The following is a 20,971-nucleotide window of genomic DNA, read 5'->3' as shown; positions in this document are numbered from 1 at the left end:
CCCGCGCCGCTGAAGGAGGACGATCACGCCGCCGCCGGCCGGCTCCCGGTCCGGCCGGGGGCGGCGGCCGTCAGCCCTGCGGGCGGGGGCAGATGCAGAACGGCTGGCCCACCGGGTCGAGCAGCACCACCCAGCGCCCGTCGCCGGGCTGGAACTCGGGCTTCGTCGCGCCCGCCGCCACGAACTCCTTCTCCGCGACGGTCAGGTCGTCGACGTACAGGTCGAGGTGGTAGCGCTTGGCGGAGGTCTCGTCGGGCCAGCGCGGCGGCTGGTAGCCGTCGACCCGGCCGAACCCGATCGAGACGCCGTCGGGCCTGCTGATCATGGCGTAGTCGGCTTCGCTGTGGGTGATCTCCCAGCCGAGGACGCGGTGGTAGAAGTCGGCGTGCGCGGCCGGGGCGGAGCTGTCCAGGTTGACCATGGCGAGGTCGGCGGTGACTGTCATGACCGCAAGCCTGCCGCAGGTACCTGACATCTGCTGGCAGGTTCAGTCCGCGTGCCGGCGGCGGCGCTGGTTGGCGTGCTTACGGACGGCGAAGTCGTACGCGTCGGCGAGCAGTTCCGAGACCAGCTCCCGGGTCGCCGGGCCGGGGTCGACCACGCACACCCAGTGCTGTGCGGCGTAGAACGGGTGCGGCAGCAGCGTGTCGGCGCGGGTGTGGTCGACGTCGGCCGGTGGTGTCGGGAACAACGACAGGTACCGCGCCCGGGTCAGCCCGATGTTGAGCCGCCACGCCCCCGGCCGGTCCAGCGCCGAGGCGGTGTCGTAGTGGTCGCCGGTCACGATCGTGGCGAACGGCAGCCACCGGTCGGCGGGCAGGTCACCGAGCGGGTCGTAGACGAGGAACGTGTCGCCGCCGCCGTCGACGGCGGTGACCCCCTCGAACGAGTCGCAGATGTGTCGCTTCATGTCGTCGGCGTCCATGGCTTCAATTTTTTCATTGAAGCTCGTTGTGAAAGTTGAGCCGGGCTTCGCGCACGAAGCCCGGCTCAACCCTCAACTGCGGCGGTAACCCGTCGGCAGAGCAGGTCGAGATGGTGGTGGGCGTCGGCGGCGATGTTCCTGCGCGGACCGGACGGTGCGCATACGGTCGCAGGTGATGGGCGGTGAGCAGGCGTGGAGCCGACCGGCCCGGCCCCGCCGGCCGGTACGCACCGGTCTGCTGCTGGGTGGCCTGACGATGGCGCTGTGCCTGGTCGGCGTCGCCGGGTTGGGCGCCTGGAACGTGCAGGTGGTGATGCAGGCCGGCGGCCCGGTGCGGGAGACCGCCGACGGGTTCTTCCGGGAGCTGTCCGCCGGCGAGGTCGACCGGGCCTACGATCGGCTCTGCGACCAGGCCCGCGGGCGGTGGAGCGAGGTCGGCTTCGCCGGCTGGGTGAAGACCCCGCCGGTGGTCAGCGGCTACGAGATCCTCGACGTGTCGGTGCGTACCAAGGCCGGCCGCCCGATCGGTGAGGTTACCGTCCGCGTCACCCGCGACGGCGGGGCCGCCGAGGAGCGCCGGCTGCCGGTGGTGAAGGAGGACGGCGAGTGGCGGGTCTGCGGGGACCCGTTCTAGGAGCGCGGGCCCAGGTCGCCGGAGCGGTAGTGCCGCCGGCAGAGCACCTGGTAGCGCACCTCGGCGGTGTCCGCGGTGTCGCCGATGACGACCTGCGCGCCCTCGCGGACCACCCGCCCGTCGACCACCCGGGCGTTGAGCAGCCCCTCCCGGCCGCACCAGCAGAGCACCTCGATCTGGATCCGGGCCACCTCGTCGGCCAGCTCGAACAGCCGCTGTGCGGCGGGGAAGAGGCAGGACCGGAAGTCGGTGGCCAGGCCGAAGGCGTACACGTCGACGTCGTAGCCGTCGACCAGCTCGGCCATCTGCTCGACGTGCTCGACGTTGTAGAAGGACGCCTCGTCGCAGATCAGGTAGTCGACGCGTACCCCCTCGGCCCAGGTGTCGCGGACCAGCGTGCGCAGGTCGAGGGAGTCGGTGACCTCGACGGCGGAGTGGGCCAGGCCGATGCGGCTGGTGACCTGCGGGCCCAGCGACCGGTCGATGCGGGTGGTGACCAGGCCGCGGCGGCCCTGCCGGGCGTGGTTGTAGTTCATCTGCAACGCCATGGTGGACTTGCCGCAGTCCATCGGCCCCCAGAAGAACTTCAGCGCGGCGGCGTGCAACGGCCGCCCGTCGACACCGCGGGCGGCGGCACAGCCGATGCCGTTCTCGTCCGGGCCCGGCAGGGGGCGGGCCAGGCAGGTGGGGGCGGCGGCGTCGTCGGTCACGTCGGGGCAGCCTAGTCCATCGAGGTGCCCCGATCGGTTCGGCTCAGAGGACCTTCGGTGGGGTGTTGCCGGCCGCGAGGATGGCCCGGCGGATCGGCACGGCGGCCAGCAGCGCGAAGCCCAGCACGAAGAAGATCAGCAGGGAGACCAGGCCCACCCGGTAGGAGGCGGTGAGCTGGAACACCAGCCCGAAGGCGAGCGGCCCGAGCCAGCTGGTGCCCTTGTCGCTGATCTCGTAGAAGCCGTAGTACTCACCCTCCTTGCCGGTGGGGATGAGCTGGCTGAACAGCGACCGGCTCAGCGCCTGGCTACCGCCGAGGACCAGGCCGATCGCCCCGCCGAGGGCCATGAACGGCAGCGGCGCCTCGGCGGGCAGCCGGAACGCAGCGATGATCACGCCGGTCCACAGCACCAGGGACAGCAGCACCGTCTTCCACGCGCCGATGCGCCGGGCCAGCGCGCCCAGGGCGAGCGCCCCGCCGAAGGCGAGGAACTGCACCAGCAGGATCGTCACGATCAGGGTGCTCTGCTCCAGCCCCAGCTCCTTGGTGCCGTACTGGCTGGCGAGGGTGATCACGGTCTGGATGCCGTCGTTGTAGACCAGGAAGGCGAGCAGGAAGAACAGCGTCAGCGGGTACGCCTTGACCTCGCGCAGGGTGCGGCCGAGCTGGCGGAAGCCGTCGGTGAGCACGTTGCCGCCACCGGCCAGCGCCGCGGCGGTGGGGCGTTCGCGCAGCCAGCGCAGCGGCACCAGGGTGAACACCGCCCACCACACGCCGGCCGACACGATGGACCAGCGGGCCAGGTCCAGGGTGCGCTGCGGGTTGCCCTCCTCGCTGAGCACGGTCACCGCGACCAGGTTCAGCGCGAGCAGCAGCCCACCGCCGAGGTAGCCGATGGCCCAGCCCCGGCTGGAGATGCCGTCGCGTTCGTCGGGCCCGCCGAGCTGCGGCAGGAACGAGTTGTAGACGACCACCGCCGCGCCGAAGGCGATGTTGGCGACCAGGAACAGCGCGCCGCCGAGCAGGTACCGCTCGCCGGTGACGAAGGCCATCGCGATGGTGGCCCCCGCGCCGGTGAACGCCGCGCCGGCCAGCAGCCGCTTCTTGTGCGTCGACCGGTCGGCGATCGCCCCGACCACCGGCAGCACGAAGACGGTGAGGAACACCGACAGCGAGATCAGGTACGGGTAGTAGGAGCCGGCGGCGACCCGGATGCCCAGCGGGTGCACGTACCCCTCGCAGCTGTCCGCGCCGAGTTCGCAGCCGGCGGCCAGCTCGGTGACGGTGGTGAGGAACGGGCCGAGGAAGACCGTGATGACGGTGGTCTGGAACGCCGAGTTGGCCCAGTCGTAGAGGTACCAGCCGCGGCGTTCCCGGCGGGTGCTCGCCGGCGGTGGATCCTGCACCGCGGGGGTGACGGTCTCGGCCATGGGGTTCCTCGGTGTTCAGGCGGCCCAGTGGCCGCGGCTGCGGTAGACGTCGCGCAGCACGCCGACGTGATCGGTCATGATGCCATCCACCCCAAGATCAAGTAAGTCGTGCATCTCGGCAGGTTCGTCGATCGTCCAGACGTGCACCTGCAACCCCAACCGGTGGCAGTAGGCGAGGAACCGCCGGTCCACCACCGGCACCCGGCCGTAGCGCGGCGGCACCTGCGCGGCGACCACCGACGGGGGCAGCCGCAGCCGCCACCCGTGCAGCGACGCCACCCGCAGCCGGGCCACCCCGCGCATGCCGAGGCCGGTCGCGACCCGACCCTCGGTCAGGGCCCGCATCCGGATCAGCCGGGCGTCGCTGAACGAGGCCAGCAGCACCCGGTCGGCCGCGCCTGCCCGGGTCACCGTCTCGACCGTCGGCGCGACCCCGCCGTCGGCCTTCACGTCGATGTTGAACCGCACCCGCGGCCACGCGCCCAGCACCTCGTCGAGCCGGGGTACGACCGCCGCCCCGCCGACGCGTACCGACGCCAGGTCCGCCCAGCGCATGTCGGCGATGCGCCCCCGCTCACCGGTGACCCGTTCCAGGGTGGCGTCGTGGAAGACCACGGCCACCCCGTCGGCGGTGCCGTGCACGTCGGTCTCGACGTACCGGTAGCCGAGACCGACGGCCCGGGCGAACGCCTCGACGGTGTTCTCGTCGCCCTCGGCGGCCCCGCCGCGGTGGGCGAAGGCCAGCGGCGCGGGCGCGTCGAGGTAGCCGGATCGGGTCAGCACGCAGCGCAGTATGCCCCGCCCCGGTGGCCCCCGGGCGACCGGGCGGCGAGCAGCCCGGGTCGCCGGTCCGGCCACCCGGTACGGTGCCCTGCGACGTCGCGGCGCACCCGCCGCGAGCGGCGTGAGGCGGGGGAGACGCGTGCGGCCCAGCATCCTGTTCGTCACCGACCTGGCCTACCGGGCGCAGGGCCGCCACTACGGCGACGAGGACGTCTTCCTGACCTCCCGGCTGCGCGAGGAGTTCGACCTGGCGCTGTGCCATCCCCGCGACGCGGCCGCCCTGATGGACCGCTTCGACGCGGTCGTGGTCGTCGCGCGCGACCGGCTCGCCGAAGCGGTCGACGGGCAGTCGCTGATCCAGCCGCGGGTGCCCTTCCGGTACGAGGTCTCCTTCTACTTCGTCGACGACGCCTTCCAGTACGCCCTGCACGCGCCCGACCCGCGGCGGCGCTGGGCCCTGGCCCCGTACGCGCCGACCGGGGCGGATTTGGCCTTCGCCCGCCGCTTCGTGCGCTGGAACACCCTGGCCCACGGCGTGCAGCGGGTGGACGCCTGCCGCACCGTCGACGGGGCGCTGCTGCTGGTGGAGCTGGAGGACCTCAACCCGTACCTGTCGCTGGACCTCGTCGCCGCCGAGGTGCGGGAGGGGTTCGTGGCGGCGATGAGCACCTCCCTGCGCCGCTTCCTGGCCGCCGGCCAGGGGCTTTGACGCAGGCCCTGAGGCGGGTCAGCGCAGCCAGCCGGAGGTCAGGTCGGTGACCGCCGTCCCGGCCAGGTCGGCCAGTTTCACCCGGACGAACTCCCGCGCCGTCGTCGAGGTCTGGGTGCGCGGCGACGGGGTCGGGCCGGTGACGGCCGCGACGACGACGGTGGCGGCGTCCGCCGGGGACTGCGCTGCGGCGAAGGCCCCGGCGCTGCGGTCGAGGTACGCGCGCAGCGCCGGCCCGTACACCCCGGCCCGCTCGATCGCGCGGTCCCGGTCGACGCCGACGTTGGCGACGAACTCGCTGGCGACCGCGCCCGGCTCGATCACGGCGACGGTCACCCCGACGCCCGCCGCGACCGGCGCGAGGGACTCCATGAACCCCTCCACGGCGAACTTCGCCGCGCAGTACGCCTCGTTGAACGGCTGACCGATCACCCCACCCACGCTGGTCACGGTGACCAGCCGGCCCCGGCAGGCCCGCAGGTGCGGCAGCGCGGCTCGGCTGACGTGCAGCACCCCGAAGAAGTTGACCTCCATGACGGCCCGTACGTCGTCGACGGTCTCCTGTTCCAGGGTGCCGACGTGTCCGGCGCCGGCGTTGTTGACCACCGCGTCGAGCCGCCCGTACGCGGCCACGGTCTCGGCCACGGCGGCGGCGGCCGCGTCGGCGTCGGTGACGTCGAGCGGGCGTACGTCGATCAGGTCGGCGACGCCGGCGGCGTCGGCGACCTCGCGCAGCCGGTCGGCGCGTCCCGGGTCGCGCATGGTGGCCACGGTGCGCCAGCCGGCGCGCGCGCAGCCCAGCGCGATCTCCAGCCCGATCCCGGTGGAGGTGCCGGTGACCAGTACCGTCTGCTCGCTCATGCCCTGCCTGCCTTCCCTCGCCGTTGCCTACCGGGCAGACTCTCACCGTTGGAGTGCGCTCGAAGGCAAATCCACCCGGCCGGCACCGACTCCACCCGGCACGCGCCAGCCGAGTCGGGCGAGGAGGTGGCGGGTCAGCCCGGCGGGCGGCGGCGGTGGGCGCGGCTGGTGTCGACGGGGCGGCCCGGGTCGACGTGCCGGGGCCGGTCCGGCTCGTCGAGGCGCAGCGGCACCAGGGTGTCGGTGATCGCGTCGATGATCCGGTCGGTGCCCCGGCGGGCGGCGCCGGGCGCGCCGTGGGCCAGGTCGTGCAGGTCCAGCGGGGCGCCGAAGCGCACCCGGATCACCGGTCGGCGCAGCAGCGACCGGGCGATGCCGGGCAGCATGCCCTCAGGTGTCCGGTAGGGCAGCACCTCGTGCGAGCCCCACTGGGCGACGGGAATGATCGGGGCGCCGCAGGCCAGGGCGAGCCGGGCGGCGCCGGTCTTGCCGCGCTCGGGCCACAGCCCCGGGTCCAGGCCGATGCGGCCCTCGGGGTAGACCAGCACCACCGAGCCGCGCGCCACCGCCACGGCGGCGTCGTCGAGGGCCCGGTGCACCCCGGCGGTGCCCCGGTCGACGCGCAGGTGCCCGGCGTGACGCATCAGGGCCCCGACCACCGGGGCGCGGAAGAGCCCGCCGGTGGCCATGATCCGCGGGGCGACGCCCCGCATCTGGCAGGCCGCGGCGAGGACGACCGGGTCGAACGGGCTGATGTGGTTGGCGGCCAGGATCAGCGGGCCGCGGCGCAGCTCGGCCGGCACGTCGCCGCTGACCTCCAGCCGGGCCAGCAGGGCGACGACGAGGCGGGCGAAGACCTGCGCGGCGCGCCAGAACCGAGGCGGCCGCCAGGTGGCGGTCGGGGTGTCCATCAGTGCTGGATGGTTGCACGCCGGTGGGTGACGGTGGGCACCGATCCCGGGCCCTGCGGCAGAGGTGATCAGGGTCATTGGTCCCGGGGCGGGTCGGGACCCCCGGCCCTGCCGCAATCTCTACGACGCGCAGTAGTATTTACTACGTCTCGTAGTATGAACAGCTGGGGGTTACTGGTGGACGCGTTGGACGTCGCCCGCTGGCAGTTCGGTGTCACCACCGTCTACCACTTCCTATTCGTGCCGCTGACCATCGGCCTGTCGGTGCTGGTGGCCATCCTCCAGACGCTGTGGCACCGCACCGGCAACGAGCGCTACCTCAAGCTCACCAAGTTCTACGGCAAGCTCTTCCTGATCAACTTCGCGATGGGCGTGGTCACCGGCATCGTGCAGGAGTTCCAGTTCGGCATGAACTGGAGCGACTACTCCCGCTTCGTCGGCGACATCTTCGGCGCCCCCCTCGCGATCGAGGCGCTGGTCGCGTTCTTCCTGGAGTCAACCTTCATCGGCCTGTGGATCTTCGGCTGGGACCGGCTGCCCAAGCGGGCGCACCTGGCCAGCATCTGGGTCGCCGCGATCGGCACCAACCTCAGCGCCTACTTCATCCTCGCCGCGAACTCGTTCATGCAGAACCCGGTCGGCTACCGGATCAACCCCGACACCGGCCGCGCCGAACTCACCGACTTTTTCGCCGTGCTCACCAACAAGGTCGCGCTGATCACCTTCCCGCACACCCTGGCCGGCTCGTTCCTGGTGGCCGGTTCGCTGGTGGTCACGGTCGGGCTGTGGCACGTGATGCGCAACCGGAGCAGCGCCGACACCAGCGCGTACCGGTTCGCCACGAAGTTCGGCTCGTGGGTGGTGCTGGTCTCCGCCACCCTGGTCGTGATCACCGGCGACATCCAGGGCAAGATCATGACGCAGGTGCAGCCGATGAAGATGGCCGCCGCCGAGGGCCTCTACACCACCGAGAGCCCCGCCTCGTTCTCCGTGCTCACCGTCGGCAGCCTCGACGGCAGCCGCGAGCTGTTCGCCATCAAGATCCCGTACCTGCTGTCGTACCTGGGCACCGGCGACCCCAACGGCACCGTGCACGGCATCAACGACCTGCAGGCCCAGTACGCCAGCCAGTACGGCGCCGGCAGCTACGCCCCGATCATCCCGGTCACCTACTGGAGCTTCCGCTTCATGATCGCCTTCGGGCTGGCCGCCGCCGCGATCGCCCTGCTGGTGCTCTGGTCGCAGCGCAAGGGCCGCACCCCCACCAGCCGGTGGCTGCTGCGCGCCGGCCTGGTCATGCCGGTGCTGCCCCTGCTCGCCAACTCCTTCGGGTGGATCTTCACCGAGATGGGCCGCCAGCCGTGGATCGTCTTCGGCGAGATGCTCACCCGCGACGGCGTGTCCCGCAGCGTCTCGCTGACCGAGGTGCTCACCTCGTTCACCGCCTTCACCCTGATCTACGCCACCCTCGCCGTCATCGAGTTCAAGCTGCTCGTCCGCTACGCCCGCGCCGGCGTACCCGACCTCACCCCCGATCCCGCGATCGACGACAGCCACGACGACGCCGAGCGCCCGCTCGCCTTCGCCTACTGACCCGGAGCCCACCGTGGAACTGACGACCGTCTGGTTTCTCCTCGTCGCCGTGCTCTTCACCGGCTACTTCATCCTCGAAGGCTTCGACTTCGGCGTCGGGATGCTGCTGCCCGTCCTCGGCCGCGACGACCGGGAACGCCGCGTCCTGATCAACACCATCGGCCCGGTCTGGGACGGCAACGAGGTCTGGCTGATCACCGCCGGCGGCGCGATGTTCGCCGCCTTCCCCGAGTGGTACGCCACCCTCTTCTCCGGCTTCTACCTGCCGCTGCTGCTGATCCTGCTGGCCCTGATCGCCCGGGGCGTGGCCTTCGAGTACCGGCACAAGCGCCCCGAGGCGTCCTGGAAGCGCCGCTGGGACACGGCGATCTTCGTCGGCTCCGTCGTACCGGCGGTGCTGTGGGGCGTCGCCTTCGCCAACGTCCTGCGCGGCGTGCCGCTGGACGCCGACCACGAGTACGTCGGCGGTCTGGTCGACCTGCTGCACCCGTACGCGCTGCTCGGCGGGGTGACCACCGCGGCGCTGTTCCTCACCCACGGCGCGGTGTTCCTCGCCCTGAAGACCACCGGTGAGATCCGGGACCGGGCCGGCGCGCTCGCCGTGCGCCTGGGCATGGGCACCGCGGTGGCCGCGGTGGCGTTCCTGACCTGGACGCTGAGCATCCGCTCCAGCACCGCCGCCGTCGTGTTCGCCGTCGGCGCGGCCCTGGCCCTGCTCGGCGCGCTCGCCGCCGCCCGGGTGCGCCGGGAGGGCTGGGCGTTCACCGGCACCGCCGTGGCGATCGGCCTGGCCGTGGCGACCCTGTTCGCGGCGCTGTTCCCGAACGTGCTGCCCTCCACCCTGGACGCCGCCGGCACGCTCACCGCCGCCAACGCCGCCTCCACCCCCTACACCCTGAAGATCATGACCTGGGTGGCGGTGGTCTTCACCCCGATCGTGCTGGCCTACCAGGGTTGGACGTACTGGGTGTTCCGCAAGCGGATCGGGGTAGTGAACATCCCGCAGCACTGATACCTGCGGGGTTGCGGGAACGCGGGGCCGGGGCGAGGGGGTCGCAGCGGCCCCGCGGGCTGTCGGGCGAAAACCGCTGCACCGGCCCGATCAGGCGCGACTATGGTGGCCCGATGTCCGCCACCGCGCACGTGCGTGAGCTCACCCTCGACGACCTCAGCGACGCCTGGCAGCTCGGCCGGCACGCCTTCGGCTTCGACCCGCAGCCGCCACCGCAGGTCACCGTCGCGTTGCCCGGCCTGACCCGCTACGGCGCGTTCGACGCCACCGGCCGGGTCCTCGGCAAGGCCGTCGACCTGCACCACGAGCAGTGGTGGTCCGGGCGGGCGGTATCCGCCGCCGACGTCGCCGGGGTCGCCGTCGCCCCCGAGGCGCGCGGCCGGGGCGTGGCCCGCGCCCTGCTCACCGGCCTGCTGCGCGGCGCCCACGACCGGGGCGCCGCCGTCAGCGCCCTGTTTCCCACCGTCACCGCCCCCTACCGCGCCTGCGGCTGGGACGTCGCCGGGGTGATGCGCACCGTCGACCTGCCCACCGTGGCGCTGCCCCGGCACCGCCCGGCCGCGCACCTGAGCGTCCGCGCCGGTACGCCCGCCGACCTGCCCGCCGTCGCCGCCCTCTACGAACGACTCGCCCGGGACCGGCGCGGGCTGCTCACCCGACGCGGCGCCCTGTTCGACGCGCACACCAGCGCTGACACCCTGCCCTTCGACGGGCTCACCCTCGTCGAGGAGGACGGTCGCCTCGTCGGCTACGCCGGCTGGGACCGGGGTCGCGGGTACGGCGACGACGCCGTGCTCACCGTCGAGGACGTCTTCGCCACCACCGCCGACGCGGCCCGGGAACTCGTCGGCGTCCTCGCGAGCTGGCACAGCGTCGCACCGAAGGTGCGGCTCTGCCTGCTCGACGGTGACGCCGTCAGCGGGCAGCTGCCGCTGGAAGCCGCCCGCGAACACGAGTCGCAGCCGTGGATGCACCGGCCGGTGGACGTCACCCGCGCCGTCGCCGCCCGCGGCTGGCCCGCCCACGTGCGCGGCACCGTCGAGTTCCGCCTCACCGACCCGCTCGCCGACTGGAACACCGGCACCTGGCGGCTGGCGGTCGCCGACGGGTCGGCCGAGCTGACCCGGATCAGCGGCGACGCCGACCTGCACCTGACCGTACGCGGCTTCGCCCTGCTCTACAGCGGCGCCAGCACCGCCGCCTCCGTCGCCGACGCCGGCCTGCTGCACGCCGCCGGCGCGGACCCGCGGACCCTGGACCTGCTCGCCGCCGGGGGCGCGGCGCAGCTGCTCGACTACTTCTGACCCGCGCCGCGCACCGCCCGCCGCCGCCCCGCGCCCGCCGCCGGGGCGGCTCGGGAACCGGCGCCGGAGCCGCGTTCCGGCCCCGCGGTGCGACCGCCGCACCGGCGCCCGGGCCGCCCGCCCGCGAGGTGGGGCGGCCCGGGTGCCGGTCAGTGCGCGTGGTGGTAGGTGTGCACGACCGCGTGGCCCTTGCCGCGCGAGATCAGCCAGCGGTTGACCGGCGTGGTGAGCACGAACGCCACCAGCAGCGCGAACGCCAGCGACGCCCAGAACACCCAGCTGGTCAGGCCGGCCTCCATCGCACCGGGCACGGCGAGCATGACGGTGTTGTCGAGCAGCTCCATCACCGCGATCGACACGGTGTCGGCGGCCAGCGCCACCTTCAGCGCGGTCCGCACGTCCACCCCGGCGCGCAGCACCCCACGCATGGTCAGCGCGTAGCCGAAGACGAACGCCAACGCGACCGCGAGCACGACGGTGGGCAGGGCGGACCAGCCCAGCGCGGTGCCGATGACCATGCCGAGCACCTCACCGATCGCGCAACCGGTCAGGCAGTGCAGAGTGGCCTGCGCGGCCATGGCCCATGACGTCGCCGTGGCCGGCGCCGAGGCGGGCGGGTGGTGACCGTGGTCGGTGTGCGCGGCGCCGCCGGGGTGGTGGTGGATGCTGTGGTCCATGAACGGGCCTCCCTTCAACGCCACCGACTATACCCCCCGGGGGTATTTCGGGGAAGTGGTCGCGGCGGTGGGAGGGTGGCGCTACGACGCGGCGGGTGGGCCGGGCAACACCTGGCGGCGCCGGCCGTAGCGGGTCACACCGCGTGGCTTGTAGATGCCCAGCACGGTGGTGGTCAGCAGCACCAGCAGCCCGCCCGCGGCGTGCACGACCGGCGACATCCGCGCCTCCCACCACCGTCCGCCCGCCAGGGGAGAACCGAGCGCGGCGTCGGCGAGCGCGCCGATCGAGCCCAACTGCAGCAGCAGCACCGCCGTGGCCACCACGATCAACCCGAACTTGATCAATACCCACCAGTGCCGGAGCAGGCCCCACGCGGTGCCCAGCGACGACACCAGGCCGCTGGTCAGCGCGGCGAGCGCGAGCGGGACGATCACGAGCCGGGCGGTCAGGTCCATCGCGACGTACCCGGCCCGGATGACGGCGGGGTCGGTGCTGCGTAGCGCCGCCACCGCGAGGACGAGGAACACCGCGACCGCGCCGAGCCAACCCACCGAGGTGGTGACGTGCACGGTCAGCGCCGCCCTACGCGCGGCCGGCGGGAGCGTCACCGCTGACCCGCCGGCGCCGAGGCGCCGGCCGGGGAGTGCCGGCCCGGGCCGTGCTCGCCGGCGAGGCCGGTGAGCTGCGCGATCGCGAACAGCGCCAGGAGCGCCACCACGATGATCCCGAAGACCTTCACCCAGCGCGGCACACCCGACGATCCGGGCTCCTGCGGCTGCCCCGTCATCCACGTCTCCCGTCAAGCCGGCCTGCTACCCGTACGCCCGGCCAGCTTTATCGAGACAGTGTGTAGGTGTCAAGTCATGCTGTTACGGTGGTGCCGGCATGTATGATGCCGGGGTGCCGAAGCTGTGGACCGACACGATCGAGGCGCACCGGGCCGCGGTGCGGGACGCGACCCTCGACGCCACCGCGGCGTTGGTCGCCGAACACGGGCCGACCGGGGTGACCATGTCGCGCATCGCCGAGGTCACCGGCATCGGCCGAGCCACCCTCTACAAGTATTTTCCCGACGTCCAGGCGATCCTGATCGCCTGGCACGAACGGCAGGTCACCCGACACCTGACCCACCTCGTCGAGGTCGCCGACAGCACCGCCGACCCGGTGCCGCGACTGCACACGGTCCTGCACACCTACGCCCGGATGTCGCGACACCGCCACGGCGGCGACCTCGCCGCGATGCTGCACCGCGGTCCACACGTCGACAGCGCGCACCAGCAGCTGTCCACCTTCGTCGCCGACCTGCTCACCGCCGCCGCTGACGCCGGGGCCGTCCGCGACGACATCCCCACCGGCGAGCTGGCCGCCTACTGCCTGCACGCCCTCGCCGCCGCGAGCACGCTGGACACCGACGACGCGGTGACCCGCCTGGTCACACTGACCCTCACCGGCCTGCGCCCCGGCCCCTGACCCGCCGGGCCACGGCCGTCAGGTCCGCCGCCCGCGGTGCCGGCACCGCGCCGCACCCCCGCCGACGAGGGCCAGGGTGCGGCGCGCGCGGACACTCCGTCAGCGCGCCTCGCGCAACTCCGCCAGCCGCGCCTCGATCTCCGCCAGCTCCGCGCGCAGCTTCTCCGCCTGCTGCTCCGCCTCGGCCCGCTCCGCGGCCATGATCTGCTCCACCGCCTCGTGCACCCCCGGCACGTCGACCAGCGCCACGATCTTCAACGCCTCCGCCGGCTTCACCACGTACGGCTTCGCCAGCGCCTTGGCGCCCTGCTGCGCCGCCACCGTCCACTCGCCGTCGGCGTACGCCAGGGTCACCGTCAGGCCCGCCGGGCCCTTCGGCTTCGCCGCCTTCACCGCCCGCCGGGCCGGCTTCGCCTCCACCTGCTGCTCCACCTTCGACTCCTCCCGACGCGGCGCCGGCACCCGATCCAACACGAACTCCGGCTCCGCCGGCGCGGCCGTCGGCTGCTCCACCGGCGGCTCCGGCTTCGGCTCGGCCACCTTGCGCCCCGTGCCCCGCGGCGCCACCGCCACGTCGGCGGGGGAGAAGGGCAACTCGTCGCGGCCGAAGCGCACCACGACGAACTCCTCGGACACCTCGGGGTCGGTCAGCTCGACCACCTGGCCCACCTGGCCGGCGATCTGCCCCGCCGACGCCGTGAACACCACCTTGGGCTTCCGCCCGGCGGCCAACGCCTCCCGGATGCCGTGCACCTCGTCCTCGGACAAACCCTGGCCCGCCATCACAGCCCTCTTCCGTACATGTGTTTGACAGCTGCCTTGATACCAGCCGGCCCCGACAACCGGAAGATCAACCCCCCAGCGCCCGCAACGCCCCGTCCGCGTGCTCGTTCATCCCCAACTCGTTGTGGATCACCGCGAGCACCCGCCGGTCCGGTCCGATCACGAACGTCATCCGGCGCATGCTCAACGGCCCCAACGGCAACCGCCGCCGCACCCCGAACCGCTGCGCCACCACACCGTCGACATCCGACAGCAGCGGATAGTCGAACCCGTGCCGCCGGGCGAACTCCGCCTGCTTCTCCACCGGATCCCGGCTGATGCCCACCCGCTGCGCGCCCACCGCCGCGAACTCCGCCGCCAGATCCCGGAAGTGGCAGCTCTCCGCCGTGCAGCCCCGCGTCATCGCCGCCGGGTAGAAGAACAGCACCACCGGCCCCGCCGCGACCAGCTCCGACAGCCGCCGTGGCGTACCCGTCTGGTCCGGCAGCTCGAAATCCTCCACCAGGTCACCGACACCCACACCCACCGCGCACCTCCACCGATCGACCGACGACGCGCGGTGAGCCTAAGCGATCAACCCCACACCCCGGCCACCTCGGCCGCCACCGCCTCCGCCTGCGCGAACCCCGCCCGCGCCGCCGCCCGCCGCGCCGGATCCATCACGTTACCGCCGATCGCCGCCCGCGCCGCCCGATCCGGGGACACCACCGCCACCCGCGCCACCGACCGCAACGCCGCCACCTGTGCCGACAGGCGCGGCATCGGCCCGAACCCCGACGTCACCGGAGCCAGCACCACCACCCGCTCCGCGCCCGCCGCCAGATCCGCGTTCACCACCGACCGCACCCCACCATCGACGTACCGGCGATCGGAGATCGTCACCGGCGGCCACACCCCCGGCACCGCGCAACTGGCCCCCACCGCGTCCACCAACGACACCCCACTGGCCGCGTCGAAGACCACGAACTCACCCGAGGCCGCGTCCACCGCCGTCACCAGCAACCGCCGCGCCGGCCACTCCCGCGCCGGCAACCGGGCCTCGATCACCGCCCGCCGCGACGCCTCCGACGGGGTACGCGCCGCCACCGCCATCGCCCCCACCCGCGCCCGGGCCCGCACCGCGTCCCGGGTACGACCACCCGCCCACACCAGCCGCGCCACCGCCGACCACCCGAACCGCGCCGCCACCTCACCCGTCGGCGGCGCCAACTGCGCCTCGTACGACTCACCCACCGGCCGCCCCGAACACAACTGCGCGCCCACCACCGACCCGGCCGACGTCCCCACCACCAGGTCCGCGTCCGCCAGCACCACCCCCCGCTGCGCCAGCCCCGCCAGCAGCCCCCACTCCCAGGCCACCCCGGTCACCCCGCCGCCGCCCAGCACCAACGCCCGCGTCATGTGTGACCACCCTCTCCGTGACCGGCCCGTGCCCGAAACGGTAGCGTCGCCACCACACGGGGGCAGGGGAGCGGTCCATTGAATCCGGTCACGGTCATCACCGGCGGCAGCCGCGGCATCGGTGCCGCCGTCGCCCGCCGCCTCGCCCACGACGGCCACCACATCGCCATCGGTTACCGACGCGACCACGACGCCGCCGCCGCGGTGCTGGCCGACGTGCGCGCCCTCGGCCGCCAGGCCGTCGCCGTACCCGCCGACACCACCGACCCCGACCAGGTCGCCCGACTCTTCGCCGCCGCGGCGGACCTGGGCCCGCTCACCGGCCTGGTCAACAACGCCGGCGTCACCAGCCCCATCGGAGCCTTCACCGACCTGCGTCCCGACGACCTGCGCCACGTCGTCGACGTCAACCTCATCGGCTACGTCCTCTGCGCCCAGCAGGCCGCCCGCCGCCTCGGCGCCGACGGCGCCATCGTCAACATCTCCTCCGCCGCCGCCACCCTCGGCAGCCCGGGCGAGTACATCCACTACGCCGCCGTCAAGGCCGCCACCGACACCCTCACCATCGGCCTGGCCAAGGAACTCGCCCCGCACGGCATCCGGGTCAACGCCGTCGCCCCCGGCCTGATCCGCACCGACATCCACGCCCTGTCCGGCATGCCGGACCGCCCCGACCGCAACGCCGGCCGGGTGCCGATGGGCCGACCCGGCGAACCCGACGAGGTCGCCGGCGCCGTCGCCTGGCTCCTCAACCCCGACGCCTCCTACACCACCGGCGCGGTGCTGCGGGTCGCCGGCGGCATGTGAGCCGAGCTTCCGAGCTCCGGCCCGTCAACTCGTCAGGGGAACTGTGGCGCGCGAGACTCCTGGGCCGGTTCGAGCGAGAGGTGCGCGGACAGCGCGCGGAGGAAGTCGGGCGCGTCGAAGATCTCGCCGGCGGAGGCGACACCGCTCGTCCTCGTCCGACCGTCGAGAAGGCGGTAAACCGCTTCGACCGCCAGCGGTGCGCTGATGGCGTAGATGTCCTGACCGCTGGCGACGACGCGTCGTTGCGTGTCGCCGGAGCGCACGATGACGTCGACGGTGAACGTCTGCGCCGACTGGCCGAACTCGTCGACCGCCGTCGGTGCGGGTGCGCCCGGAGCGGCCAGGTCCCTGGCGGCGTCGGCGCTCATGTACGTGCGCACCTCGGGGATCGACAGGTGACTGGGGACGGTGACGACGTCGGCCATCGTGAACCCGCCGAGGATCCGCCGCCGGCCCATCGGAGCGGGGAAGTCCCACTCCAGGCTCGGCAGGTCCGACTCGTCGACGTAATACTCCAGCCGGCCACCGGTGTAGCGGACACGCTGGCCGGCGCGCCGTTCCCGTGAGACGGTGCCGGAGTCGAGGGTCCCGGCCGTGGGGTGCCAACTGCTCAGTCCGTACGCGACGTGCGCCTCGTCGGCCGCCACCCAGTCGCCCATCGCCGCCGTGACCAGCAGATCGCCGAGCCCGCCGAAGAAGGCCATCGCCGGGACCACCGCGACGCCCGCGGCCCGAGCCCGGTCGGTGAAGTGCGTGAACGTGTCGAGGTTCGCCTCGATCTCGGCCGCCACATCCACGTACGGGACCCCGGCGCGCAGGGCGGCCTCGATCACGGGACCCGCGGTCAGGGCGAACGGGCCGGCGCAGTTGACGACCGCAGCCGCGCCCTTCAACGCCTGGTCGAGCGAGGCCGGATCGTCCACCGACGCCACCCGGTACTCCAGCCCGGGATGCGACGCCGCCAGCGCCTCGAGCTTGCCCGCGTCGCGACCGAGGAGAAGCGGGACGAAGCCGCGGTCGCGCAACTCCGTCACCACGAACCGCCCGGTGTGCCCGTACGCGCCGAACACCGCCACCGTCTGACCCGAACCCATCTGAGTTCCTCCTCGAAAGATCGACTAGGAAGAGCCTCTCAGCGTGGCCAGCCCCGCAGTAGTGTCTGGAACGCCATGCCCCATACACTTTCGGACATGGCCACCGTCGCGCTCGCCGCCACCGACGCGATGCTGCACTTCGAGCTCGCCATGGCCTGCGAGGTCTTCGCCCGCGACCCCTCCGGCCTGGCAGACCCGTGGTACGACCTCGTCGTCTGCGGCCCCGGCCCGGTCCGGATCGGCCGATTCCACCTGGAACCCGACGACGGGTTGGACCGCCTCACCCGTGCCGACACCGTGATCATCCCCGCCGTCGAGGACATCGACGCCGACGTGCCACCCGACCTGCTCGACGCCGTCCGCGCGGCCCACGAGGCGGGCGCCCGCATGGTCTCGCTCTGCACCGGTGCGTTCGTGCTGGCCGCCGCCGGAGTGCTGGACGGGCTGCGCGCGACCACACACTGGGCCCACACCGAGGCGCTGGCCGCCCGCTACCCCCGGGTGAAGGTCGACCCGGACGTGCTCTACGTCGACAACGGCACCGTGCTCGCCTCTGCCGGCAAAGCCGCCGCGATCGACCTCTGCCTGCACCTGATCCGCCGCGACCACGGCTCGACGGTCGCCAACGCCGTCGCCCGCCGCCTGGTCGTGCCGCCGCATCGCGCCGGCGGCCAGGCGCAGTTCGTCAGCACCCCGGTGCCCGCCCGCGACGACCACCCCCTTGCCAACCTGTTCCCCTGGGCGATGGAACGGCTGAACCGTCCGCTGACCGTGGAGGACCTGGCTCGCCAGGCGAACATGAGCTCGCGCAACCTGGCCCGCCACTTCAGGTCGGCAACCGGCACCACTCCGCTGCAGTGGCTGTCGACGCAGCGCATCCGCCGGGCCCAGGAGCTGCTGGAGAACACCGACAACAGCATCGACGCCATCGCCGAGGCGGCGGGCATGGGCACCGCCACGACGCTGCGCCGACACTTCCACCGCACCGTCGGTGTACCTCCGGACGCCTACCGTCGCACCTTCCGCAGCCCCGGCCCCGCATCACAATCGTGATCACCAGCCGGCCGGCGGCCGGACAGGGGGAGCGGTGTCCTCCTGCGCATTCATCCTCGGTTGCTCAGGCGAAATCAGTTGGCGGGCTTGCCGAACCAGCGGGAGAGGTGGTCGTCCAGGTCCTGCTGGTCGTCGCCGATCCAGGCGACGTGGCCGTCCGGGCGTAGCAGGACGCACGGAACATCCAGTACCGCAGTCGAATCCCCGAGGTAATCGATCCGGTCCGACCAGCCGACGACGGTCAGGCGTTCGGTGCGGTCCAGCAGCAGGCCGCGGCCGCGATGCAGCAGACCGTAAAGGTGGCCCTGTTTCACGTCGATGTCGCGCAGGCGGCGGCCGAGCAGGTCGGGGCCTGCGCCGAAGTCGTAGCGGATGCCGATCGCGGTGATCTTCTCGATCAGATGGCGGTTCACCTCGTCGAAGTCCATCAGTTCGGTGAGCAGCCTGCGCACGGCCTGCGGGCCCGGTTCGGTGGACAGCAGTTCCATCTGGGCGCGGGTGTTGTCCAGCACGTCCGCGGCGACCGGATGACGTTCGGCCTGGTAGGTGTCCAGCAGTGTTTCCGGCGCCCAGCCGCGGATCTGCGCGGCCAGTTTCCAGCCGAGGTTGAATGCGTCCTGAACGCCCAGGTTGAGGCCCTGTCCGCCGATGGGTGGATGGACGTGTGCCGCATCGCCCGCCAGCAGCACCCGCCCGACCCGATAACGTTCGGCTAGCCGGGTGGCATCCCCGAAGCGGGACAACCAGCGCGGAGAGTGCACGCCGAAGTCGGTCCCGGCGATGGTGCGCAACTGTTGCTGGAAATCCTCGAGGGTGGGCGGTTCCGCGCGGTCGCTGACTCCCGCGGCGGGGACCACGACGCTGTAGACCCCAACACCTGCGGGTCGGAGCCAGAATCGCTGATGGGTCTCGCGGATCTCGGCCACCGTGGCGGCGATCTCCTCCGGCGGCACACCCACTTCCATCTCGCCCATCAGCGTCTCGGTGCGTGAGGGCTCGCCGGGAAAGCCGACGCCGAGCAGTTTGCGCACCGTACTGCGCCCGCCGTCACAGCCGACGAGGTAGCGCGAACGCAGCTGTTCCCCGTCGGCCAGCGCGACGGTCACGCCCTCGTCGTCCTGCTCGAGACCGGCCACCGCACAACCGCGCCGGACCTGCGCACCCAGTCCGATCGCGTGTTCTTCGAGCAGGTGAACGATGACCGGCTGCGGGATGCCCAGCAGGTACGCGTACGCGGAATCCAGGCCCTCGGGCGCCGGTTTGCTGATGGCGGCGAAGAAGCCGCCGGCCGGACGCCGTCGTCCGCGTTCGAGAATGCGATCCAGCAGCCCGCGCATCGCCATCAGCTCGAGACTGCGAATATGCAGACCGACGATGCGGACGAACGACACGGGCTCGGTTTCCTTCTCCAGGACGAGTACCCGCACATCGTGCAGCCGCAGTTCGGCGGCCAGCATCGCGCCGGTCGGCCCGCACCCGGCAATGATCACGTCGAACGTGAGGGGCGCGCGATCGGTGCCGGAGGCCGGCGATGGGAGTCCGGCGACGTCGCCCACGGTGGAGTCGCGCTCGGCCGTGTCGGTCGACGACCGCTCGGCGGTGAACTGCAGAGAGTGCAAGGGTGTTGCCTTTCGGGAGTGCCTTGTTGGCGAGGCGCTCCCGGCGACACCTACGTCGATCGCCCGACCGTCACGGGAAGGGGGAGCACCCACATCGATACAGCGTTCATGGGTCTCACCTCCTCGGGCGGTGTCACGGTCAGCTGCAAGCTACAAGCGCGAGCATCATCCCGTCCAGCCCTTTACCAGCCACGTGATCACGACTCCACACGGGCCCGTGCGGCGGCGATGCTGTCATTTCTCAGTTGACCTGGGGCACGCGGATGGCTCCTGATCTGCGGTGGCCCAGGTTGGTGAGATTCCTTGAAGAGTCATGGCTCTCATTATCTCGGGCCATGTGCGGACTTCGAGTCCGGCCGGACGGCCGCCCCACACCCGAGGAAGCCTCGCAGCGTTCTTCAGGCGGCGCTCGGCGCCGGAACACTCCGCCTGGTCGTGAGCGGGAAGGCGCGTGCCAGCAGCCCAGCGAGCCCTCGCGGATGGAAGACGGTCACCACAAGCACGGCACAGGCAAGCAGTCCAGGCAGCACGCCGAGGGTGCGCAGCGCGACCGTGGCGACGGCGGCCGTACCGAGTCCGAGGCTGAAGGGGACGACCAGCAGCAGTGCGCCCGCCCGCGCCCGGGCGAGCCCGTCGCCGGCCCACCACCCCGCTTGCAGCCACAGCATCGTCGGGATCAGGACCACGCCCATCCCGTACAGGGTGAGCGCCACCGGGCTGGTGAGGAACCCGAGCGGATCGAACTCGCCCGCCCGCCATGCTGCCGTGGTGGGCGCGAAGAACCGCCGGTACCCGGTGCCGTCCCAGCCGTACGCCAGCACAAAGAACATCGCGAAGTAGCCCAACGGCATCTGCAGCCACGAGAGGTACCGGTGCCCGCTAAGCCACAGGTGCCGGGCCACGCAGTACCCGACGATCCCCTGGGTCACGTTGGTCATCGCGAAGGTGGCGACCAACCAGGCTGGCAGGTCGGCGGTCGTCGGCGCGGCGTGCATGGTCTCCCAGCCGGTGAACTGCCACACCAGCCACAGCCCGCTCGGGGCGAAAACACACGACAGGAACAGCACTGTCGTGGTGAACCGGCGGTCGGACAACAGCGGGCGGACCGGTTCGGCGACGGCCGCGCGGGCGGCCGCCGTGCCGAACCCCGCGCCGATCGCGTACGACCAGAAGACGTCTACCTGGACCATGC

At 72.5% G+C, this 20,971-nt stretch carries 24 protein-coding genes; 8 read left to right on the top strand and 16 right to left on the bottom strand.

Features of this window, described 5'->3' with window-relative positions:
- Window positions 1-70 precede the first annotated feature (70 nt).
- Together V6U89_RS22910 and V6U89_RS22905 are read right to left on the bottom strand one after the other, a co-directional pair.
- Window positions 71-445 (bottom strand): VOC family protein, encoded by a 375-nt coding sequence (locus tag V6U89_RS22910; RefSeq protein WP_334573394.1) that lies wholly within the window; start codon window positions 443-445, stop codon window positions 71-73.
- 42 nt (window positions 446-487) lie between these two features.
- Entirely contained in the window at window positions 488-925 is a 438-nt protein-coding gene (locus V6U89_RS22905) for a DUF6194 family protein (protein WP_334573393.1), read from the bottom strand.
- A 175-nt stretch (window positions 926-1,100) separates the two neighbouring features.
- On the opposite strand from V6U89_RS22905, the gene V6U89_RS22900 reads away from it, so the two are divergent.
- The gene (locus tag V6U89_RS22900) at window positions 1,101-1,559 is read left to right on the top strand and encodes an Rv0361 family membrane protein (RefSeq protein ID WP_334573392.1); all 459 of its coding nucleotides are present in this window, start codon (window positions 1,101-1,103) and stop codon (window positions 1,557-1,559) included.
- Here the strand turns inward: V6U89_RS22900 and V6U89_RS22895 are convergent.
- From V6U89_RS22895 to V6U89_RS22885, 3 genes are read right to left on the bottom strand one after another with little or no spacing between them, the layout of a single operon-like run.
- Window positions 1,556-2,269, bottom strand: a complete 714-nt coding sequence (locus V6U89_RS22895; RefSeq protein WP_334573391.1) for a thymidine kinase — start codon at window positions 2,267-2,269, stop codon at window positions 1,556-1,558. The two genes, V6U89_RS22900 and V6U89_RS22895, sit on opposite strands and share 4 nt — an antisense overlap.
- A gap of 43 nt (window positions 2,270-2,312) precedes the next feature.
- Window positions 2,313-3,701, bottom strand: coding sequence for an MFS transporter (locus tag V6U89_RS22890; protein WP_334573390.1), 1,389 nt, complete (start codon window positions 3,699-3,701; stop codon window positions 2,313-2,315).
- Window positions 3,702-3,716: 15 nt separating this feature from the next.
- A complete protein-coding gene (locus V6U89_RS22885; RefSeq protein ID WP_334573389.1) occupies window positions 3,717-4,484 on the bottom strand; it encodes a glycerophosphodiester phosphodiesterase in 768 nt (255 codons plus the stop codon).
- Window positions 4,485-4,623: 139 nt separating this feature from the next.
- Between V6U89_RS22885 and V6U89_RS22880 the strand changes: the two genes are divergently transcribed.
- Entirely contained in the window at window positions 4,624-5,193 is a 570-nt protein-coding gene (locus V6U89_RS22880; RefSeq protein ID WP_334573388.1) for a hypothetical protein, read from the top strand.
- A gap of 18 nt (window positions 5,194-5,211) precedes the next feature.
- On the opposite strand, the gene V6U89_RS22875 is transcribed toward V6U89_RS22880, so the two are convergent.
- Both V6U89_RS22875 and V6U89_RS22870 read right to left on the bottom strand, forming a co-directional pair.
- Window positions 5,212-6,054 carry an SDR family NAD(P)-dependent oxidoreductase gene (locus tag V6U89_RS22875; protein WP_334573387.1) on the bottom strand — a complete coding sequence of 281 codons (843 nt, stop codon included), beginning with the start codon at window positions 6,052-6,054 and terminating at the stop codon, window positions 5,212-5,214.
- Window positions 6,055-6,188: 134 nt separating this feature from the next.
- Window positions 6,189-6,965, bottom strand: coding sequence for a lysophospholipid acyltransferase family protein (locus V6U89_RS22870; RefSeq protein ID WP_334573386.1), 777 nt, complete (start codon window positions 6,963-6,965; stop codon window positions 6,189-6,191).
- A 177-nt stretch (window positions 6,966-7,142) separates the two neighbouring features.
- Between V6U89_RS22870 and V6U89_RS22865 the strand changes: the two genes are divergently transcribed.
- The 3 genes from V6U89_RS22865 to V6U89_RS22855 all read left to right on the top strand — a co-directional run bounded on the left by V6U89_RS22865 (window position 7,143) and on the right by V6U89_RS22855 (window position 10,874).
- Complete coding sequence (locus tag V6U89_RS22865) at window positions 7,143-8,558, top strand: cytochrome ubiquinol oxidase subunit I (protein ID WP_334573385.1); 1,416 nt, start codon at window positions 7,143-7,145, stop codon at window positions 8,556-8,558.
- 13 nt (window positions 8,559-8,571) lie between these two features.
- Complete coding sequence (gene cydB / locus V6U89_RS22860) at window positions 8,572-9,570, top strand: cytochrome d ubiquinol oxidase subunit II (protein WP_334573384.1); 999 nt, start codon at window positions 8,572-8,574, stop codon at window positions 9,568-9,570.
- 113 nt (window positions 9,571-9,683) lie between these two features.
- Window positions 9,684-10,874: a GNAT family N-acetyltransferase gene (locus V6U89_RS22855; protein WP_334573383.1), complete on the top strand. Its 1,191-nt coding sequence runs from the start codon at window positions 9,684-9,686 to the stop codon at window positions 10,872-10,874.
- A 149-nt stretch (window positions 10,875-11,023) separates the two neighbouring features.
- Here the strand turns inward: V6U89_RS22855 and V6U89_RS22850 are convergent, their stop codons facing one another.
- The 3 genes from V6U89_RS22850 to V6U89_RS22840 form a co-directional block, all read right to left on the bottom strand.
- The gene (locus tag V6U89_RS22850) at window positions 11,024-11,551 is read right to left on the bottom strand and encodes a DUF4396 domain-containing protein (RefSeq protein ID WP_334573382.1); all 528 of its coding nucleotides are present in this window, start codon (window positions 11,549-11,551) and stop codon (window positions 11,024-11,026) included.
- Window positions 11,552-11,632: 81 nt separating this feature from the next.
- Window positions 11,633-12,160: a DUF2269 domain-containing protein gene (locus tag V6U89_RS22845; protein ID WP_334573381.1), complete on the bottom strand. Its 528-nt coding sequence runs from the start codon at window positions 12,158-12,160 to the stop codon at window positions 11,633-11,635.
- The gene (locus tag V6U89_RS22840; protein WP_334573380.1) at window positions 12,157-12,339 is read right to left on the bottom strand and encodes a hypothetical protein; all 183 of its coding nucleotides are present in this window, start codon (window positions 12,337-12,339) and stop codon (window positions 12,157-12,159) included. The genes V6U89_RS22845 and V6U89_RS22840 overlap by 4 nt, the downstream gene beginning before the upstream one ends.
- 113 nt (window positions 12,340-12,452) lie before the next feature.
- On the opposite strand from V6U89_RS22840, the gene V6U89_RS22835 reads away from it, so the two are divergent.
- Window positions 12,453-13,022 carry a TetR/AcrR family transcriptional regulator gene (locus V6U89_RS22835; protein WP_334573379.1) on the top strand — a complete coding sequence of 190 codons (570 nt, stop codon included), beginning with the start codon at window positions 12,453-12,455 and terminating at the stop codon, window positions 13,020-13,022.
- A 99-nt stretch (window positions 13,023-13,121) separates the two neighbouring features.
- Here the strand turns inward: V6U89_RS22835 and V6U89_RS22830 are convergent, their stop codons facing one another.
- The 3 genes from V6U89_RS22830 to V6U89_RS22820 form a co-directional block, all read right to left on the bottom strand.
- The gene (locus tag V6U89_RS22830) at window positions 13,122-13,805 is read right to left on the bottom strand and encodes a hypothetical protein (RefSeq protein ID WP_334573378.1); all 684 of its coding nucleotides are present in this window, start codon (window positions 13,803-13,805) and stop codon (window positions 13,122-13,124) included.
- A gap of 67 nt (window positions 13,806-13,872) precedes the next feature.
- Window positions 13,873-14,331 carry a peroxiredoxin gene (locus V6U89_RS22825; RefSeq protein ID WP_334573377.1) on the bottom strand — a complete coding sequence of 153 codons (459 nt, stop codon included), beginning with the start codon at window positions 14,329-14,331 and terminating at the stop codon, window positions 13,873-13,875.
- Window positions 14,332-14,378: 47 nt separating this feature from the next.
- Window positions 14,379-15,206, bottom strand: coding sequence for a patatin-like phospholipase family protein (locus tag V6U89_RS22820; protein ID WP_334573376.1), 828 nt, complete (start codon window positions 15,204-15,206; stop codon window positions 14,379-14,381).
- 78 nt (window positions 15,207-15,284) lie between these two features.
- Between V6U89_RS22820 and V6U89_RS22815 the strand changes: the two genes are divergently transcribed.
- Window positions 15,285-16,013, top strand: a complete 729-nt coding sequence (locus V6U89_RS22815; RefSeq protein WP_334573375.1) for an SDR family NAD(P)-dependent oxidoreductase — start codon at window positions 15,285-15,287, stop codon at window positions 16,011-16,013.
- Between the two features lie 32 nt (window positions 16,014-16,045).
- Here the strand turns inward: V6U89_RS22815 and V6U89_RS22810 are convergent, their stop codons facing one another.
- Window positions 16,046-17,107, bottom strand: a complete 1,062-nt coding sequence (locus tag V6U89_RS22810; RefSeq protein WP_334573374.1) for a saccharopine dehydrogenase family protein — start codon at window positions 17,105-17,107, stop codon at window positions 16,046-16,048.
- Between the two features lie 96 nt (window positions 17,108-17,203).
- On the opposite strand from V6U89_RS22810, the gene V6U89_RS22805 reads away from it, so the two are divergent.
- Complete coding sequence (locus V6U89_RS22805; RefSeq protein WP_334573373.1) at window positions 17,204-18,160, top strand: helix-turn-helix domain-containing protein; 957 nt, start codon at window positions 17,204-17,206, stop codon at window positions 18,158-18,160.
- A gap of 74 nt (window positions 18,161-18,234) precedes the next feature.
- Here the strand turns inward: V6U89_RS22805 and rox are convergent, their stop codons facing one another.
- The gene (gene rox / locus V6U89_RS22800; protein ID WP_334573424.1) at window positions 18,235-19,650 is read right to left on the bottom strand and encodes a rifampin monooxygenase; all 1,416 of its coding nucleotides are present in this window, start codon (window positions 19,648-19,650) and stop codon (window positions 18,235-18,237) included.
- A gap of 527 nt (window positions 19,651-20,177) precedes the next feature.
- Window positions 20,178-20,969 carry a hypothetical protein gene (locus V6U89_RS22795; RefSeq protein ID WP_334573372.1) on the bottom strand — a complete coding sequence of 264 codons (792 nt, stop codon included), beginning with the start codon at window positions 20,967-20,969 and terminating at the stop codon, window positions 20,178-20,180.
- Window positions 20,970-20,971: the final 2 nt, after the last annotated feature.

Origin of the sequence: Micromonospora sp. CPCC 206171 (assembly GCF_036906755.1) — a bacterium.
GTDB classification, from domain to species: Bacteria; Actinomycetota; Actinomycetes; order Mycobacteriales; family Micromonosporaceae; genus Micromonospora; species Micromonospora purpureochromogenes.
The sequence above is the reverse complement of the archived record's forward strand: the minus strand, read 5'-3'. Positions and strand labels throughout refer to the sequence as shown.